The organism is Streptomyces sp. NPDC088246 (assembly GCF_044741025.1).
GTDB lineage: Bacteria > Actinomycetota > Actinomycetes > Streptomycetales > Streptomycetaceae > Streptomyces.
This window is the reverse complement of sequence record NZ_JBIURV010000005.1, coordinates 101,073-117,746: the sequence shown is the minus strand read 5'-3', so window position 1 is coordinate 117,746 and position 16,674 is coordinate 101,073. Positions and strand designations below refer to the sequence as shown.

The window sequence follows — 16,674 nt, the reverse complement described above, 5'->3', positions numbered from 1 at the left end:
GGAACCGAGCATGTGCGCCCATTGACCCGAGCCGCCTGCGAGCCCGGTTCCGGGGAAACGGGAGACGCGCCCGGAACCGATCGGCTCCGGGCGCGTTCGAATCTCGCGCGTCGATCAGGGCGCGCGTCGGCTGCGGACATTGACACACCGTCACGAACGCGGAGGGTGACGGTACGCCGGCCACGAAAGAAGGCCCGGAACCTGAGGTTCCGGGCCTTCCGTGTCACACGCGCCGTACTACGAGGCCGCGCCGACGATGTCCTTCTCCTCGGCGAAGTGGCACGCCGATTCGTGCGCGGCCGGGGAGTCCACGGACTTGAAGCGCTCGGGGATCGCCAGCAGCGGCGTCTCCGTGGCGCACTTGTCCTGGGCCTTCCAGCACCGCGTACGGAAGCGGCAGCCCGACGGCGGGTTCGCCGGCGACGGGACGTCACCGGTGAGGATGATCCGCTCGCCGCGCTCGCGGGCCTCCGGGTCCGGGACCGGGACCGCCGACAGCAGCGCCTGGGTGTAGGGGTGCGTCGGGTGGTCGTAGATCTCCGTGTCCGTACCGATCTCGGCCATCTTGCCGAGGTACATCACGCCGACCCGGTCGGAGATGTGCCGGACGATGGACAGGTCGTGCGCGATGAAGAGATAGGAGAGGTTGAACTCGTCCTGGAGCTTCTCCATCAGGTTGATGACCTGCGCCTGCACCGACACGTCGAGCGCGGAGACCGGCTCGTCGCAGATGATGATCTCCGGGTTGAGCGCGAGGCCGCGGGCGATACCGATGCGCTGGCGCTGGCCGCCGGAGAACTGGTGCGGATAGCGGTTGATGTACTCCGGGTTGAGACCGACGACGTCCAGCAGCTCCTGGACCTTGCGGCGCCGGTCGCCCTTCGGCGCCACCTCCGGGTGGATGTCGAAGGGCTCGCCGATGATGTCGCCGACCGTCATACGCGGGTTCAGCGAGGTGTACGGGTCCTGGAACACCATCTGGATGTTGCGGCGGACCGCCTTCAGCGCGCGCCCCGACAGCCGGGTGATGTCCTGGCCCTTGTAGAAGACCTCGCCGGACGTGGCCGTCTCCAGCGTCATCAGCAGCCGCGCGACCGTGGACTTGCCACAGCCCGACTCGCCGACGATGCCGAGCGTCTCGCCCTGGTAGAGGTCGAAGGAGACCCCGTCCACGGCCTTGACGGCGCCGACCTGGCGCTTGAAGAGGATGCCCTGGCTCAGCGGGAAGTGCTTGACCAGATTGCGCACCTGGAGGATCGGCTCACCGCGCTCCGCCGGGGCCTCGATCGCCGCGACCGCCGCCGTCTCGTCGGCGGCGTCGACGGTCACGACCTCGGTGACGTTCGGGGTGCTGTCCAACGATCCGTCCGTCTTGTCGAGCTCAGCCATGGATCGTCTCCTTCCAGAAGTGGCAGGCGCTGCCGCGGCCGGGCAGCTCGCTGCCGTCCTGCTCGGAGACCGGCACCAGAGCCGGGATCTCCGTGCGGCAGATGTCATCCGCCTTGGGGCACCTCGGGTTGAAGGCGCAGCCGGACGGAATCTTGAGCAGGTTGGGCGGCAGGCCCTTGATCGCGTAGAGCTCCTGGCCCTTCTGGTCGAGCCGCGGGATCGAGTCGAGCAGACCGCGGGTGTACGGGTGCGCGGGCCGCTTGTAGAGCTCGTGCACCGGCGCCGTCTCGACGATCCGGCCCGCATACATGACCGCGATCTTGTCCGCGACATCGGCGACGACGCCGAGGTCGTGGGTGATCAGGATCAGACCCATGTTGAACTCGGTCTGCAGCTCCTTGAGCAGGTCCATGACCTGGGCCTGGACCGTCACGTCGAGCGCGGTGGTCGGCTCGTCCGCGATGATCAGGTCCGGTTCCAGGGCCAGCGCCATGGCGATCATGATGCGCTGGCGCATACCGCCGGAGAACTGGTGCGGGTAGTCATTGACCCGCTGCTTGGCTGCGGGGATCTTGACCCGCTCCATCAGCTCGATGGCCTTGGCCTTCGCCTGCTTCTTGGAGAGTCCCTGGTGGACACGGAACATCTCGCTGAGCTGGTAGCCGACCGAGAGCACGGGGTTGAGCGAGGAGAGCGCGTCCTGGAAGATCATCGCGATCTTCTGGCCACGGATCTTCCGCCGCTCCTCGTAGCTCATGGTGAGCATGTCCTGGCCGCGGTACAGGATCTGGCCCTGCGGAATCTTGCCGGGCGGCATGTCGAGAATGCCCATGATCGCCTGAGCGGTCACGGACTTGCCGGAACCGGACTCGCCGAGCACGGCCAGGGTCTCGCCCGAGTCGACGCTGTAGTTCACACCGTTGACGGCCTTGGCGACTCCGTCACGGGTGTGGAACTCCACGTGCAGGTCGCGCACTTCGAGGAGCGGGCTGTCGTCCGACCCCCCGGCACGGGGCGCCGGGATGTCTGCTGTCTTGTCCATGATGGTCATACGCCCTCCTCAGCGCAGCTTCGGGTCGAGTGCATCGCGCACCGCGTCGCCGAGCATGATGAACGCGAAGACCGTGAGGCTGAGCATTCCTGCCGGGAACAGCAGCACATGCACGTTGTTACGGATCTCTTCGCTGCCCGAGGCGATGTCGATGCCCCACGAGATGGTCGGGTCGGCGAGACCCAGGCCCAGGTAGGACAGCGTCGCCTCGGCCGAGATGAAGCCACCGAGAGCGATGGTGGCGACCACGATGGTCGGCGCGAGGGCGTTGGGCAGGACATGGCGGAACAGCATCCGGCCGGTCCCCGCGCCGAGAGCGCGTGCCGCCGTCACATAGTCCGCCTGCTTCGCGGTGATCACCGATGCACGCATCACACGGCAGATCGAGGTCCAGCCCAGGAAGGCGAGGGCCGCGATCACGACGTACACCTTGCGCTCGGCGAAGGCGTTCAGGACGACCATCGTGCCGAGCAGGAAGGGCAGACCGAAGAAGATGTCCGTGATGCGGGAGATGATCGCGTCGAGCCAGCCGCCGAAGTAGCCGGCGAGCAGACCCAGCAGACCGCCGACGACGGTGATCGCCACGGTGACGCCGACGCCGACGAGGATCGAGGCGCGGGTTCCGTAGATCACCCGAGCGTAGATCGAGCGGCCCTGAACGTCGTAGCCGAACCAGTCCGCCTGGAAGAAGTGCCCCAACTCGGGCTTCGTCAGGTAGTGGTGAGTCAGATCGCCGGCCCGCGGGTCGGTGCCGGTGAACAGGCCGGGGAAGGCCGCGATCACCAGCAGCAGGACCAGCAGGCTCGCCGATATCCAGAACATGGGGCGGTGGCGCAGGTCGAACCAGGCGTCACCCCACAGACCACGGGGCTTGCCGGTGGATTCCCCGGCGGGGCTGGCCGGCGTCTCGTCGACCGTCACGGCCACGTCCGCTCCGGCATCCTTGATGCTCTGGTCCTTGGTCACGTCAGGCATACCGGATCCTCGGGTCCAGGACCGCGTAGAGCAGGTCGACGATCAGGTTGATCACGAGAATGATCAGTACGAATACGGTGACGACACCGACGATGGTGGAACCTTCACGCTGCTGGAGCGCCCGGTAGAGCAGGTTGCCGACACCCTGGACATTGAAGATGCCCTCGGTGACGACCGCACCGCCGATGAAGCCGCCGACGTCCGTACCGAGGAACGTGACCACCGGGATCAGCGAGTTGCGCAGCAGGTGCACCCCGACGATGCGACGCCGCGGCAGCCCCTTCGCGAGCGCCGTGCGCATGTAGTCCGCGCGCAGGTTCTCGGCGAAGGTCGTACGCGTCAGTCGGGCGACGTACGCCATGGAGAGCATGGCCAGGACGAAGCCCGGCAGGAACAACTGCGTGATGTCCATCGAGTCTTCGACGTTTGGCGCGACCCAGTGCAGCGTGTCCGCAAAGATGAACCGGGCCACGTAACCGAGGATGAACACGGGGATCGAGATGACGACCAGCGTGAAGATCAGCACGCCGGTGTCCGGTGCCTTGCCCGCCTTGAGTCCGGCCCATGCGCCGAGGCTGAGACCGACGATCATCTCGATGGCCATCGCAACGGCTGTGAGACGGATCGTGACAGGGAAGGCTCTCGACATCTCGTCCCAGACGGGACGGCCGCCGAAGGTCTCGCCGAAGTCCAGCTGGAACAGGTCCTTCATGTAGTTGAAGTACTGCATGGGAAGGGACTGGTCCAGCCCGAACTTGTGACGCAGCTCCGCGACCTGTGCGGGGTCGGCCGCCTTGTCACCCCACATCGCCCGGATGGGATCACCGGGAAGGATGTGGACCATAAGGAAAATCAACAGAGTAGTCCCGATGAACACCGGGATCATCTGGAGCAGTCGCCTAGCGACGTAACGCCCCATCATGCCTCCATGCCGTGAGGGGTCGGCGATGGCCTACACATGGTCTCCACCGCGGGGTTGTGGGGAGATTGCCGGGCCAACGCCTGCGAGCCGGTGCCGCCATCCGTTCCGGAGGGCGGCACCGGCCCGCAGGTCCCGAAACTTACTTCTTCGACTTCACCTGAACGTCGGTGAAGATGGGGTCGCCGTCCTGGCCGTAAACGATCTTGCCGAATACGTTCTTGGACTGGCCCGAGTTGACCTTGTAGAACCAGAGCGGGATCGCCGGCATGTCCTTCGCCAGGAGCTGCTCAGCCTCCTGGTACATCTTCACGGTCTCGTCGAGCGTCTTCGCCTTGTCGGCCTTGGAGGCCAGCTCGTCGAACGCCTTGTTGGAGTAGCCACTGGTGTTACCGGCGGCCGTCGTGCCGTACAGGTCGCGCATGAAGTTCGAGTTGACCGGGTAGTCGAGCACCCAGCCACCGCGGTACATGGACTTGACCTTCTTGCCGTCACGGGCGTTCAGGTCGGTCGCGAAGTCCGGCTTGGAGTCGCCGACGCACTCGACGCCGGTGGCCTGGCGGATGCTGTTGCAGACCGCGTCGACCCACGCCTTGTGCGGCTGGTCCGCGTTGAACTGGATCGAGATCTTGTTGCCCGGGACGCCGTGACCCTCCTTGATGAGGGCCTTGGCCTTGACCGGGTCGTACTTCACGATGTCGCCGAGGGCACCGGGCTTGTAGCCGAGCACACCACGGGCGACGTACGAGTCGGCCGGGGTACGGGTGCCGTTGAGGACGGTCTTGGTGATCGTGTCACGGTCGATCGCCATCGACAGGCCCTGGATGACCTTGGGGTCGATGTTCTTGAACTGCTTCGTGTAGAACGCCGGGACGATCGACTGGACCGCGGAGTACTCCTGGTCGATCGCTCGGTCACCGAGGTCCTGCTTGTAGTTCTTCAGCGCGGTCACGGGGACCTGCTCGATCCAGTCGAGCTGGTCCGAGCGCAGGGCCGAGTAGGCGGCCTCGGCGGTGGTGTAGTTCTTGAAGTCGATGCCACCGTTCTTGGCCTTGTTCGGGCCCTGGTAACCGTCGAACTTCCGAACCTTGATCATCTTGTTGTGGTCCCACGAGACGAACTTGTAGGGACCGTTGCCGATCGGCTTCTGACCGGCGGCCTTCGGGTCCTTGAAGAAGGACTCGGGCAGCGGCGCCCAGACGTCGTAGCCCAGCTTGTACGCGAAGTACGAGACCGAACCACTCAGGGAAATCGTGAAGGTGTTGTCGTCAACGACCTTCAGACCTTCCATCTCGGTCTTCTTCGGGTCACCCTTGTCCGGGTGGACATCGGCGTAGCCCTTGATGTCCTGGAACCAGCTGGAGTTGGTCTGGTTGTTCTTGACGTTGGCGGACCAGTTCCAGGAGTCCACGTAGGACTTGGCGGTGACCGTGGTGCCGTCGTGGAACTTCCAGCCCGGCTTGAGCTTGACGGTCCACACGGACGAGTCCGCGTTGGGCGTCACGGACTCGGCGTTGACGTACGTGAGCTTGCCGGTGCCGGGCTCGTAGCTGACGAGGCCGGCGAAGATGGCGCCCAGGACACGGCTGCCCTGGCTCTCCTTGGCGTTCGCCGGCTGCAGCGGGTTCTGCGGCTCGCTGAGCTGGGCGGTCAGGATCCCGTTCGGGTCCGCCTTGCCCGAGTTCATGCCGTTGTCGCTGCCCTTGTCGCTACCACCACAGGCGGTCGCGGCCAGGGCGATGACGGCCGCTCCCGCGACCCACTTGGCGCTCTTGGCACCACGCATGGGTTTCCTCCTCATGAGTCCACTTTTGACTACAAGAAGGGCACTGGAGTGATACACCGACACCCCTGACGGTGATCGTTTCAGTGCCCTGAGTGTGCTCGTGAGTCGGCACTCCCCACAGTGCGTGACCCATTGACCCGAGCTCAATGGAGCCAACTATTAAGTACAGCCGGGCCGTAAACCACACTTAAAGGGTCTCGGTTTGACAACATCGACAGGGCACGGTTGACCGAAATCCGGACAAAGCGAGCCCAGACAGACACGCCCGAAACGGACTGTTAACGCAACCCCCGGAGAGTGATGACCGCTTTCCGGACACATGCCACCCAAAATGGATTTGACGGCGAGGGCTTCCGATGACGCCGAGGCGTCCCACTCCTCCGCCGCGACATGCGGCAGCCCGGCCTCGCCCGCTGCCGGGCGAGTCCGGGCCTCAGGAATCTGAGCGCGTGTCAGCCGCAGCGCTCGCTGACACGCCTTGCCGGCACAGGGCTACTTCTTCTGCTTGAGGTAGAAGTACACGTGCGAGATCTGGTGGCACTCGACGCGCTCATTCGGCGCGTCCGCGATCTTCCCCCTGATGATGAGGTACGCCTTGTGCTTCTTGACCTTCAGCGTCTTGTTGATGGTGTACGCCTTGTTGACTGCTCCCTTCGGGAGATACCAGCCATAGCCCTTGTTCCACACCGTCCTGGTGTCATCGACCACCGACAGGCTTCCCACGTTCAGCGTCCGGCCGTTGGAATGCCGGATGTTGATGCTGTTGACGCGGATGGAGTCCTTCGTCACCTTGCCCAGATGCCAGGTGACGATGGCATTCCAGCCGGCACCCGGCTTGCAGCCGTCCGGGTCCACTCCAGCTATGCCCGAGCGGAGTGTCTGCTTCCCGGACTTCACTTTGGCGTACGTGGTGGTCCCAGGAGTCATACCCGCACTCGCGGTCCCGGCCCCGAAGAGTACAAGTAGTGCTGAGGCTGCTGCGGCGCTGGTCAGAGCCGTCTTTCGTCGCACAAGAGTCGACATGCAATCCCTCCCCGTATCAGCCACCCCCCGAGGAGCGGCAACACGGAGAAGTTATCGCTGCGCGTACGCAAACGCATGGGAGTTGAGCAAATCCTGAGCTTCGGTTTGGTGCAGTGGAGCTCCGTGGCTCAATAAGGCAACGGCCCGTTGCCTCAACCGAGTTGAGGCAACGGGCCGTCCTGCTGCAGGAGATGCGCTGGTCAGCGCTTGGCGCGCGAAGCGGCGCGGCCGCGCTCCTTCTGGTCCAGGACGACCTTGCGGATACGCACGGTCTCCGGGGTCACCTCGATGCACTCGTCCTCGCGGCAGAACTCAAGGGACTGCTCCAGGGAGAGCTTGCGGGCCGGGACCACGTTCTCCGTGGTGTCCGCGGAAGCCGCACGCATGTTGGTGAGCTTCTTCTCCTTGGTGATGTTCACGTCCATGTCGTCGGCGCGGGAGTTCTCGCCGACGATCATGCCCTCGTAGACCTCGGTACCGGCCTCGGTGAAGATGACACCGCGCTCCTGGAGGTTGACCATCGCGAACGGCGTCACGGAGCCCGCGCGGTCCGCGACCAGCGAGCCGTTGTGACGGGTGCGCAGCTCGCCGAACCACGGCTCGTGGCCCTCGAAGATGGAGTGCGCGATGCCCGTACCGCGGGTCTGCGTCAGGAACTCCGTACGGAAGCCGATGAGGCCGCGGGACGGGACGATCCACTCCATGCGGACCCAGCCCGAACCGTGGTTCGTCATCGTCTCCATGCGGCCCTTGCGGGTCGCCATCAGCTGGGTGATCGCACCGAGGTGCTCCTCGGGGGAGTCGATCGTCATGCGCTCGATCGGCTCGTGCGTCTTGCCGTCGACCTGCTTGGTGACGACCTCCGGCTTGCCGACCGTGAGCTCGAAGCCCTCACGGCGCATCTGCTCGACGAGGATGGCCAGCGCGAGCTCACCACGGCCCTGGACCTCCCAGGCGTCGGGGCGCTCGGTGTCCAGGACGCGGAGCGAGACGTTACCGATCAGCTCGCGGTCGAGGCGGTCCTTCACCTGGCGGGCGGTGACCTTGTGGCCCTTGCCGCCCTTGCCGACGAGCGGCGAGGTGTTGGTACCGATGGTCATCGAGATGGCCGGCTCGTCGACCGTGATCAGCGGCAGCGCGATCGGGTTCTCGGGGTCGGCCAGGGTCTCGCCGATCATGATGTCCGGGATACCGGCGATGGCGCAGATGTCGCCCGGGCCCGCCTTCTCGGCCGGCTTGCGGGTGAGCGCCTCGGTCATCATCAGCTCGGTGATGCGGACGCTGGACATCGTGCCGTCGCGCTTGATCCAGGTGACGGTCTGGCCCTTGCGCAGCTCACCCTGCTCGACGCGGCAGAGCGCGATACGGCCGAGGAAGTTGTCGGCGTCCAGGTTGGTGACGTGGGCCTGCAGCGGGGCCTCGTCGTCGTACTCCGGGGCCGGGACGTGCGACAGGATCGTGGAGAAGAACGGCTCCAGGTTCTCGCTGTCCTGCGGGACGGTGCCGTCCTGCGGCTTGGTCAGCGAGGCGACGCCGTCACGGGCACAGGCGTAGACGATCGGGAACTCGATCTGGTCCTCGTCCGCGTCCAGGTCCAGGAACAGGTCGTACGTCTCGTCGACGACCTCGGCGATCCGGGAGTCGGGACGGTCCGTCTTGTTGATGCAGAGGATGACCGGCATCTTCGCGGAGAGCGCCTTGCGCAGCACGAAGCGGGTCTGCGGGAGCGGGCCCTCGGAGGCATCGACGAGCAGCACGACCGCGTCCACCATCGACAGACCGCGCTCGACCTCGCCGCCGAAGTCGGCGTGGCCGGGGGTGTCGATGATGTTGATCGTGATCGGGTCCCCGCCGTCCTTGGGGTGATACTTCACCGCCGTGTTCTTGGCGAGGATCGTGATGCCCTTCTCACGCTCCAGGTCGTTCGAGTCCATCATGCGTTCGTCGAGGTGCTCGGCGGCGTGCGCGGCGAAGGCGCCGGCCTGCCTGAGCATGGCGTCGACCAGCGTGGTCTTGCCGTGGTCGACGTGGGCGACGATGGCTACGTTACGGATGTCGTGGCGCGTGGGCATGGGTGGCTTGCGCTTCTCTCGGATCGTGGGATCAGGCGTCTCAGTCGCTCTCGGGTCCTCGTACGCCCGCCGGGCGGACGCGCCACGGCTACCCCCCATGGTACGGGGCTGGCGCGTCCCGGGCTTCCCGGCCCGATCCGCGAGACCGGTCTTAAGCCACTCTTCAACCGATATTCGGTCGGTATTACCTCAGTACCGGAGCTGTGCCGGGTGGGTGTGCGTGGCGGGAGGAGGGGGATGCGGAGGGATCCGTGAGGGGGATCCGTGGGGGCTCCGCAAGGTCCCGTGGGGGGCGTGTGGGGGCGAGCAGCTCGGGTCCGGTCGGGACACGAGCTTGCCCGCCGGGATCCCGGCGGGCAAGGGACTTGAGCCAGTTCTGAGCTTCCGGGGCCGTTCTGACCTGCTACTTCTTCTTGTTTGCCGGAGCTCCGGCAGGCTGCGGTTTCTTGAAACCGATGTCCTGGTAGTGGGGTGCGCCGAAGCCGAAGGCGCCGACGTTCGCCAGCTTTCTGTCGGTCGCCACGAGCTGTGGACGCTGATAAAGCGGAATCGATCCTGCGGCGGCCCAGATCCGGGCGTCCGCCTGCTTCATCAGATCTCGGGCGGTCCCCTCGTCGAGCTCCGAGACCGCCTGCTCGAAGAGCTGGTCGATGTGGTCCGTACCGACGCGGGTGTAGTTCTGCTCGACCAGCAGGGAGCCGTCGGTGGCCGGCACCGGCTTGGCGAAGATCGGGCGGTCGTCGGTGGCCGGGTAGGCGGTGGCGGGCCAGGAGTACAGCGCCAGGTCGTAGTCGCCGGAAGCGATGTGGTCCTGGAAGTAGCTGTCGTCGGAGACCTTGGTGATGGCCGTAGCGATGCCGATCGAATCGAGCATCGCCGCGATCTTGTCCCCGACGGCACGCAGCGGCTCCGACCCGGGTCCGGCCGGCAGGACGAAGCGCAGGCTCAGCGCCTTGCCGTTCTTGCCGAGCGGGCCGCGGCGCGCGTCGGGGGCCTGGGCGGGGGCCGCGGTGCCCGCGGGGGCGTACGCACCGGCGGCGCCGCCCGGCCGCTGGTCCTGGGCGGCGTCCTCGGTGGTGCTGGTCCCGGCCAGGTATCCGGCCTGGCGCAGCAGAGCGGCGCTGTGGAACGCCGCGGCGGTGGCGGGGGCGAGGACCTGGGGGGCGTTGCCGGCTCCGTCGCCGGCGCCGGACTTGTTGTCGTCGCCGACGACGGCCTGTGCATCGTCGGCGGCGTGCTCGCGCTCGGGAGCGGCGTTGTCGGCCTTGCCGTCGTCGCTGCCGGTCTTGCCGGGCTTCTCGGACGAGGCCGCCTTGTCGTCCTTCCCGGCGGTGGTGTCCTTCTTCTTCGCACCCTTCTTCTCGACCTCGCTGCCTGCCTTGGCGCCGTCCGGCTTCTTGACCGCGCCCTCCCGCGTCCAGCCCGCGTCGGCCAGCAGCGCCTGCGCCTCCTTGGTGTCCTGGCCGCCGAGTGCGCCGCTGTTGTCCTTGTACGCCGGCTGTCCGGCCAGGGCCAGGTGGCTGCCGAGCGGCGTGGCGGGCAGGCCGAGCGGTTTGAGTACGGTGTCGACCAGCTCCTGGCGGTTCAGGGCCCGGGCGACCGCCCTGCGTACCCGGTCGTCGGCGAGCGGCCCGGACTCGCCGTTCAGTGCGAGCTGGGTGTAGGCGGGCTCCAGCGACTTGCGGACCGCATACGCGCGCAGCTTGCCCTGCTCGGCGGCGTACGCCTCGGCGGCTGCCCGGTTCCTCTCCCTGGCTGCCTGGGCGGCCGCCGCCGCATTTTCGTCCGAGCCGTGTGCCTCGGCCCAGGAGCGCAGTGCGGCGGCCGGGCCGGTCCCGGAACCGGAACCGGAACCGGGGCCCTGGGCGAGCGGCTGTCCGTTGCCGCCCTTGTCGCCGGCCGCCTGCACGATCCGGTGCGCCGCCGCGGCGTCGATGTCGGCGACGTCGACCTTCCCCTCGATCAGGGCCTCGGTGCGGTCCTGCGGCTTGACGGCCCGGAAGACCAGCGAGTCGAGCTTGGCCCGGCCGCCCCACCAGCGCGGATTGCGGACCAGGGTGACCTCGCCCTTCGCCGTGTCCACGCTGCCCAGCCGGAACGGTCCCGCGGTGGCCTTGAGGGTGGTCCGCGCACCGTCGTTGAAGGCGTCGGGGGAGCCGGTCACCTCCTTCGGGTACAGCGGGGAGAAGAGCGAGCGCCAGTCCGCGTACGGCTTGGCGAACGTGACCCGGATCTCCTGGTCGTCGGCGCCGCGCTCGATCTTCTCGATCCGCTCGTAGCCGGCGTTGCGGGCGGTCCAGAACGCCGAGTCCTTGCCGTTCAGCGCCCGCCACTGGGCCACGAAGTCGGACGCCCCGATGTCCCGGCCGTCGCTCCACACCGCCTGCGGGTTGATCCGGTAGAGCACCACCTGCCTGGGCTCGCGCTCGACCACCTTCGCGGACTCCAGATAGTCCGGGTCGAGCTGCGGCCTGCCCTTGGCGTCCAGCGGGAAGAGCGTCGGCAGCAGGGCGCCCGTGACGCGGGTCGTGGAGCTGTTCGCGTCGGCCTGGAAGGCGTTGAGGGTGGTGGGCACGGCATCGATCGCCCAGTTGACCGTGCCCCCTGCGGCAACCAGGTTCCGGGCCGCGACCGCGAGGTCCTGGGGAGCGACGGCCCCGGTGGAGCCGCCGCCGTCGTCGGAGCTGCAGCCGGCCAGCACGGGGAGCGTCAGCACGCCCGTCGTGAGGAGCGCGAGCGAGCGGCGCTTTCGGGCCGTCCCCCGCGGGACGCCGACGTGGGACATGACTGATACCTCCGTGGCCGGCCCTGCCCACCCGCACGCGGATAGGCAGGATTGTGCGTTTCTGGTGGCATATGCAGTTGATCACACTGGTTCCGTCCGTCCACTGAAGGCGCCCCCGCGCGAGAGGCGGCGCAGACACGGCGTCAGCGCCCCCGAACCTCACCCGCGCGGCGGAACACCCCGCGAGACCGGGAAGGCCCGCACTCTTCACAACCGGGGTGTGACGCGCGACACTCTCAGGCGCACGAACATGACCACCCGCGACCGCGGAAGTGAGAACAAGTCATGTCACTGCACACAGAATTGACGGCGGTTCAGCACTGCCTCGACGACCTGGTCCGCACCGTCGGCCGGCTGGAGCGGAGCCTTGCGCGGCTGCGCGAGGCGGAAGCCGGGCCGGTGCCGCTCGAAGCCGCCGGTCGCACCGAACCCGTCGACGGCGTCATCACGATCAGCGAAGCGCCGTACGACGCCACCCTGTGGACGGACTCGGACGACGAAGGTCTGGGCGTCCGGGGCCGGCACGCCCCCTAGGAGAGTTCCTTGGCCACCGGTACGGAACCAGGTACGGAACCATCTCGACCGATTACGGCGGCGCCACGGGCGGCAGGCGTCCACCACGCCTCCCGGGCCGCCATCGCCGCCCGCCATCTGCGGACCGACCGCTGGTGGCTGGCCCCGGCTCTGACGGCCGGCGGGCTGCTCGCCTTCATCGTCTACTCGACATGGCGGGCCTTCTCGAACGCCGACTACTACGCCGCTCCCTATGTGTCGCCGTTCTACTCGCCCTGTCTGGCGGAGAACTGCGCCCCCATGCGGCACGGCCCGAACTGGGAACTCTTCGGCAGCTGGTGGGGCCTCTCCCCCGCGCTGCTGATCCTGATCTTCCCGCTCGGCTTCCGGCTGACCTGCTACTACTACCGCAAGGCCTACTACCGGGGCTTCTGGGCATCGCCCCCGGCCTGCGCGGTCGCCGAGCCGCACACGAAATACACCGGCGAGACCCGCTTCCCGCTGATCATGCAGAACATCCACCGGTACTTCTTCTACGCCGCGGTGCCGGTCGCCGGGATCCTCACGTACGACACCGTGCTCTCCTTCCGCGACGAGCACTACGCCTGGGGCCACATGGGCCTCGGCTCGCTGATCTTCCTGGCCAACATCACGCTGATCTGGGCGTACACGCTGTCCTGCCACTCCTGCCGCCACATCATCGGCGGCCGGCTGCGGCATTTCTCCAAGCACCCCGTGCGCTACCGGCTCTGGGGCTGGGTGGGCCGGCTCAACGCCCGGCACATGCTGCTCGCCTGGGCCTCGCTGATCAGCGTGGCGCTCGCCGACTTCTACGTCTATCTCGTCGCCTCCGGCGCCTTCGACGATCCGAGGTTCTTCTGAATGACAGAGCTCGAACGGCAACAGTGGGACGTCGTCGTGGTCGGTGCCGGAGGCGCCGGGCTGCGCGCCGCCATCGAGGCGCGGGAGCGCGGGGCCCGTACCGCGGTCATCTGCAAATCGCTCTTCGGCAAGGCGCACACGGTCATGGCGGAGGGCGGAATAGCCGCGTCCATGGGCAATGTGAACTCCGGGGACAACTGGCAGGTGCACTTCCGCGACACCATGCGCGGCGGGAAGTTCCTCAACCAGTGGCGGATGGCGGAGCTGCACGCCAAGGAGGCGCCGGACCGGGTCTGGGAGCTGGAGACCTGGGGCGCGCTCTTCGACCGTACGCCGGACGGAAAGATCTCCCAGCGCAACTTCGGCGGCCATGAGTACCCGCGGCTCGCGCACGTCGGGGACCGTACCGGCCTCGAACTGATCCGGACCCTCCAGCAGAAGATCGTCTCGCTGCAACAGGAGGACCACCGCGAACACGGTGACTACGAAGCCCGGTTGAAGGTCTTCCAGGAGTGCACCGTCACCCGCGTCCTCAAGGATGGGCAACGGGTCTCCGGCACCTTCTGCTACGAGCGCGAGTCCGGCCGCTTCTTCGTGCTGGAAGCGCCCGCGGTCGTCCTCGCCACCGGCGGCATCGGCAAGTCCTTCAAGGTGACGTCGAACTCCTGGGAGTACACCGGCGACGGCCACGCCCTCGCGCTGCTGGCGGGCGCGCCCCTGCTGAACATGGAGTTCGTGCAGTTCCACCCGACCGGCATGGTCTGGCCCCCGTCGGTGAAGGGAATCCTCGTCACCGAATCGGTGCGCGGCGACGGCGGGGTACTGCGCAACTCCGAGGGCAAGCGGTTCATGTTCGACTACGTCCCCGATGTGTTCAAGGAGAAGTACGCACAGTCGGAGGAGGAGGGCGACCGCTGGTACGAGGACCCGGACCACAACCGCCGCCCGCCCGAACTGCTGCCGCGCGACGAGGTCGCCCGCGCCATCAACTCCGAGGTGAAGGCGGGCCGCGGCTCGCCGCACGGCGGGGTGTTCCTGGATGTGTCGACCCGGATGCCCGCGGACACGATCCGGCGGCGGCTGCCTTCGATGTACCACCAGTTCAAGGAGCTGGCGGATGTCGACATCACGGCGGAGGCGATGGAGGTCGGCCCGACCTGTCACTACGTGATGGGCGGGATCGCCGTCGACTCCGACACCGCGGCCGCGGTGGCCGTGCCCGGTCTGTACGCGGCGGGCGAGGTCGCGGGCGGCATGCACGGCTCCAACCGGCTCGGCGGGAACTCCCTCTCCGACCTGCTGGTCTTCGGGCGGCGGGCCGGGCTGCACGCCGCCGAGTACGCGGACACCATCGGCACCCCGCCGGTGGTGGACAACGAGCAGATCGACGCGGCAGCCGCGGAAGCCCTGCGTCCGTTCAGCGCCGGGGAGCCGGATACGGCCGGGGAGCCCGCGGAGAATCCGTACACCCTCCACCAGGAACTCCAGCAGACCATGAACGACCTGGTCGGTATCATCCGGCGGGCGCCCGAGATGGAACAGGCCCTGGAGAAACTGGCCACGCTGCGGCTACGGGCACAGCGCGCCGGTATCGAGGGGCACCGGCAGTTCAACCCCGGCTGGCACCTCGCCCTGGACCTGCGGAACATGCTGCTGGTCAGCGAGTGCATCGCCCGGGCCGCGCTGGAGCGTACGGAGAGCCGCGGCGGTCACACCCGCGAGGACTGTCCGACGATGGAACGCTCCTGGCGCCCGGCCAATCTGCTGTGCCGGCTGGCCGACGAAGCTGCCCGAGGTGCGTCGGGCGGCCGGATCGAACTCGTACGGAAGACGACCGAACCCATCCGTCCGGATCTGCTCTCCCTCTTCGAGAAGGAGGAGCTGGTCAAGTACCTGGCCGAAGAGGAGCTGTACAAGTGAGCGGCTACAACGCGCAGTTCAGGGTGTGGCGCGGGGACCCGGCCGGCGGTGACCTGGAGGACTTCGAGGTCCAGGTGAACGACGGCGAGGTCGTCCTCGACATCATCCACCGGATCCAGTCCACCCAGGCGGGCGATCTGGCGGTGCGTTGGAACTGCAAGGCGGGCAAGTGCGGTTCGTGCAGCGCGGAGATCAACGGCAGGCCGCGGCTGATGTGCATGACACGTATGTCGGCGTTCGGCCGCGAGGAGACAATCACTGTCACCCCGCTGCGGGCCTTCCCGGTCGTCCGCGATCTGGTGACGGATGTGGCGTTCAACTACGCCAAGGCACGGGAAGTGCCGGCCTTCGTACCCCCGCAGGGGGTGAAGGCGGGCGACTACCGGATGCAGCAGGTCGACGTGGACCGCTCGCAGGAGTTCCGCAAGTGCATCGAGTGCTTCCTGTGCCAGGACACCTGCCATGTGGTGCGCGACCACGAGGAGAACAAGACGGCGTTCGCCGGACCGCGCTTCCTGATGCGGATCGCCGAGCTGGACATGCATCCCCTGGACGCTGCCGCCGAGTCGGGACTCGACCGGAAGGCGACGGCCCAGGAGGAGCACGGGCTGGGCTACTGCAACATCACGAAGTGCTGTACGGAGGTGTGCCCCGAACACATCAAGATCACTGACAATGCGCTGATCCCCCTGAAGGAACGGGCCGTGGACCACAAGTACGACCCGCTGGTGTGGCTGGGGAACAAGATCCGGCGACGGGAGTGACTCCCTGATCCCGCTCAGCCGAGCAGCTTGGCGATCGCCTCGGTGGTGTCCGTCTCACCGAGGCGCGGGAAGATCCTCTCGACGCTGTTGCGGTGGGCGTCGGCGTCCAGGTCGGTGACCGCGTCCGTGACTACGGTCACGTGGTAGCCGTGCTCGTGGGCGGAGCGGGCGGTGGACTCGACGCCGATGCTGGTCGCCGCGCCCGTGACGACGACCTGGGTGACGCCGCGGCGGCGCAGCTGGAGGTCGAGGTCGGTGCCGTAGAAGGCGCCCCACTGCTGCTTGGTGACGACGATGTCACCCTCGCACGGGCCGAGCTCGGGGATGATCTCGGCCCAGTCGGCGGCGGGCGTGCCGGAGGGCCCGGGCGTCTCGGTGCGGCCGGGGGCGCCGCCGGTGACGCGGACCAGGACGACCGGGAGGCCCTTGGCGCGGAAGGCGTCGGCGAGGGTCGCGGAATTCGCGACGATGTCGGCGGTGGGGTGGACGGTGCGCAGTCCGACGATGCCCTTCTGCAGGTCGACGACGACCAGGGCGGCCTTCGGGTCCAGGGTGGTGGCGGTCATGGTGGTGCTCCTGTAAATGGGGGGGAACG

At 67.4% G+C, this 16,674-nt stretch carries 13 protein-coding genes; 4 read left to right on the top strand and 9 right to left on the bottom strand.

The features are described 5' to 3' along the window. Positions 1–237: 237 nt before the first annotated feature. The 8 genes from ACIPEK_RS09805 to ACIPEK_RS09770 form a co-directional block, all read right to left on the bottom strand. The gene (locus tag ACIPEK_RS09805; RefSeq protein WP_327273118.1) at positions 238–1,389 is read right to left on the bottom strand and encodes a dipeptide ABC transporter ATP-binding protein; all 1,152 of its coding nucleotides are present in this window, start codon (positions 1,387–1,389) and stop codon (positions 238–240) included. Further along, positions 1,382–2,440 (bottom strand): ABC transporter ATP-binding protein, encoded by a 1,059-nt coding sequence (locus ACIPEK_RS09800; protein ID WP_401993029.1) that lies wholly within the window; start codon positions 2,438–2,440, stop codon positions 1,382–1,384. The genes ACIPEK_RS09805 and ACIPEK_RS09800 overlap by 8 nt, the downstream gene beginning before the upstream one ends. Before the next feature lie 9 nt (positions 2,441–2,449). Next, positions 2,450–3,415, bottom strand: a complete 966-nt coding sequence (locus ACIPEK_RS09795) for an ABC transporter permease (protein ID WP_401993026.1) — start codon at positions 3,413–3,415, stop codon at positions 2,450–2,452. Further along, positions 3,408–4,334, bottom strand: coding sequence for an ABC transporter permease (locus ACIPEK_RS09790; protein WP_401993023.1), 927 nt, complete (start codon positions 4,332–4,334; stop codon positions 3,408–3,410). The genes ACIPEK_RS09795 and ACIPEK_RS09790 overlap by 8 nt, the downstream gene beginning before the upstream one ends. A 142-nt stretch (positions 4,335–4,476) precedes the next feature. Continuing rightward, the gene (locus ACIPEK_RS09785) at positions 4,477–6,120 is read right to left on the bottom strand and encodes an ABC transporter substrate-binding protein (RefSeq protein WP_401993020.1); all 1,644 of its coding nucleotides are present in this window, start codon (positions 6,118–6,120) and stop codon (positions 4,477–4,479) included. Positions 6,121–6,612: 492 nt separating this feature from the next. Continuing rightward, on the bottom strand, positions 6,613–7,047 hold the full coding sequence (locus ACIPEK_RS09780; RefSeq protein WP_401993017.1) for a hypothetical protein: 435 nt from the start codon (positions 7,045–7,047) through the stop codon (positions 6,613–6,615). Positions 7,048–7,343: 296 nt separating this feature from the next. Next, positions 7,344–9,215: a translational GTPase TypA gene (typA, locus tag ACIPEK_RS09775; protein WP_401993014.1), complete on the bottom strand. Its 1,872-nt coding sequence runs from the start codon at positions 9,213–9,215 to the stop codon at positions 7,344–7,346. 403 nt (positions 9,216–9,618) lie between these two features. Further along, positions 9,619–12,000, bottom strand: coding sequence for an ABC transporter family substrate-binding protein (locus ACIPEK_RS09770; RefSeq protein WP_401993011.1), 2,382 nt, complete (start codon positions 11,998–12,000; stop codon positions 9,619–9,621). Between the two features lie 285 nt (positions 12,001–12,285). Between ACIPEK_RS09770 and ACIPEK_RS09765 the strand changes: the two genes are divergently transcribed. The 4 genes from ACIPEK_RS09765 to ACIPEK_RS09750 are packed head-to-tail and all read left to right on the top strand — an operon-like array spanning position 12,286 to position 16,079. Further along, entirely contained in the window at positions 12,286–12,534 is a 249-nt protein-coding gene (locus ACIPEK_RS09765) for a hypothetical protein (protein ID WP_401993008.1), read from the top strand. A gap of 9 nt (positions 12,535–12,543) precedes the next feature. Further along, positions 12,544–13,395 carry a hypothetical protein gene (locus ACIPEK_RS09760; protein ID WP_401993005.1) on the top strand — a complete coding sequence of 284 codons (852 nt, stop codon included), beginning with the start codon at positions 12,544–12,546 and terminating at the stop codon, positions 13,393–13,395. Continuing rightward, complete coding sequence (locus ACIPEK_RS09755; RefSeq protein WP_401993002.1) at positions 13,396–15,315, top strand: fumarate reductase/succinate dehydrogenase flavoprotein subunit; 1,920 nt, start codon at positions 13,396–13,398, stop codon at positions 15,313–15,315. Next, positions 15,312–16,079 carry a succinate dehydrogenase/fumarate reductase iron-sulfur subunit gene (locus ACIPEK_RS09750; protein ID WP_401992999.1) on the top strand — a complete coding sequence of 256 codons (768 nt, stop codon included), beginning with the start codon at positions 15,312–15,314 and terminating at the stop codon, positions 16,077–16,079. Before ACIPEK_RS09755 ends, ACIPEK_RS09750 begins: the two co-directional genes overlap by 4 nt. A 14-nt stretch (positions 16,080–16,093) precedes the next feature. Here the strand turns inward: ACIPEK_RS09750 and ACIPEK_RS09745 are convergent, their stop codons facing one another. Then, positions 16,094–16,645, bottom strand: a complete 552-nt coding sequence (locus ACIPEK_RS09745; protein ID WP_401992996.1) for an isochorismatase family protein — start codon at positions 16,643–16,645, stop codon at positions 16,094–16,096. Positions 16,646–16,674: the final 29 nt, after the last annotated feature.

Excerpts from the sequence above, each read along its gene's own strand:
- ACIPEK_RS09805 (WP_327273118.1), bottom strand. The coding sequence starts at position 1,389 with ATGGCTGAGCTCGACAAGACGGACGGATCGTTGGACAGCACCCCGAAC.
- ACIPEK_RS09800 (WP_401993029.1), bottom strand. The coding sequence starts at position 2,440 with ATGACCATCATGGACAAGACAGCAGACATCCCGGCGCCCCGTGCCGGG.
- ACIPEK_RS09795 (WP_401993026.1), bottom strand. The coding sequence starts at position 3,415 with ATGCCTGACGTGACCAAGGACCAGAGCATCAAGGATGCCGGAGCGGAC.
- ACIPEK_RS09790 (WP_401993023.1), bottom strand. The coding sequence starts at position 4,334 with ATGGGGCGTTACGTCGCTAGGCGACTGCTCCAGATGATCCCGGTGTTC.
- ACIPEK_RS09785 (WP_401993020.1), bottom strand. The coding sequence starts at position 6,120 with ATGCGTGGTGCCAAGAGCGCCAAGTGGGTCGCGGGAGCGGCCGTCATC.
- ACIPEK_RS09780 (WP_401993017.1), bottom strand. The coding sequence starts at position 7,047 with ATGACTCCTGGGACCACCACGTACGCCAAAGTGAAGTCCGGGAAGCAG.
- typA (WP_401993014.1), bottom strand. The coding sequence starts at position 9,215 with ATGCCCACGCGCCACGACATCCGTAACGTAGCCATCGTCGCCCACGTC.
- ACIPEK_RS09770 (WP_401993011.1), bottom strand. The coding sequence starts at position 12,000 with ATGTCCCACGTCGGCGTCCCGCGGGGGACGGCCCGAAAGCGCCGCTCG.
- ACIPEK_RS09765 (WP_401993008.1), top strand. The coding sequence starts at position 12,286 with ATGTCACTGCACACAGAATTGACGGCGGTTCAGCACTGCCTCGACGAC.
- ACIPEK_RS09755 (WP_401993002.1), top strand. The coding sequence starts at position 13,396 with ATGACAGAGCTCGAACGGCAACAGTGGGACGTCGTCGTGGTCGGTGCC.
- ACIPEK_RS09745 (WP_401992996.1), bottom strand. The coding sequence starts at position 16,645 with ATGACCGCCACCACCCTGGACCCGAAGGCCGCCCTGGTCGTCGTCGAC.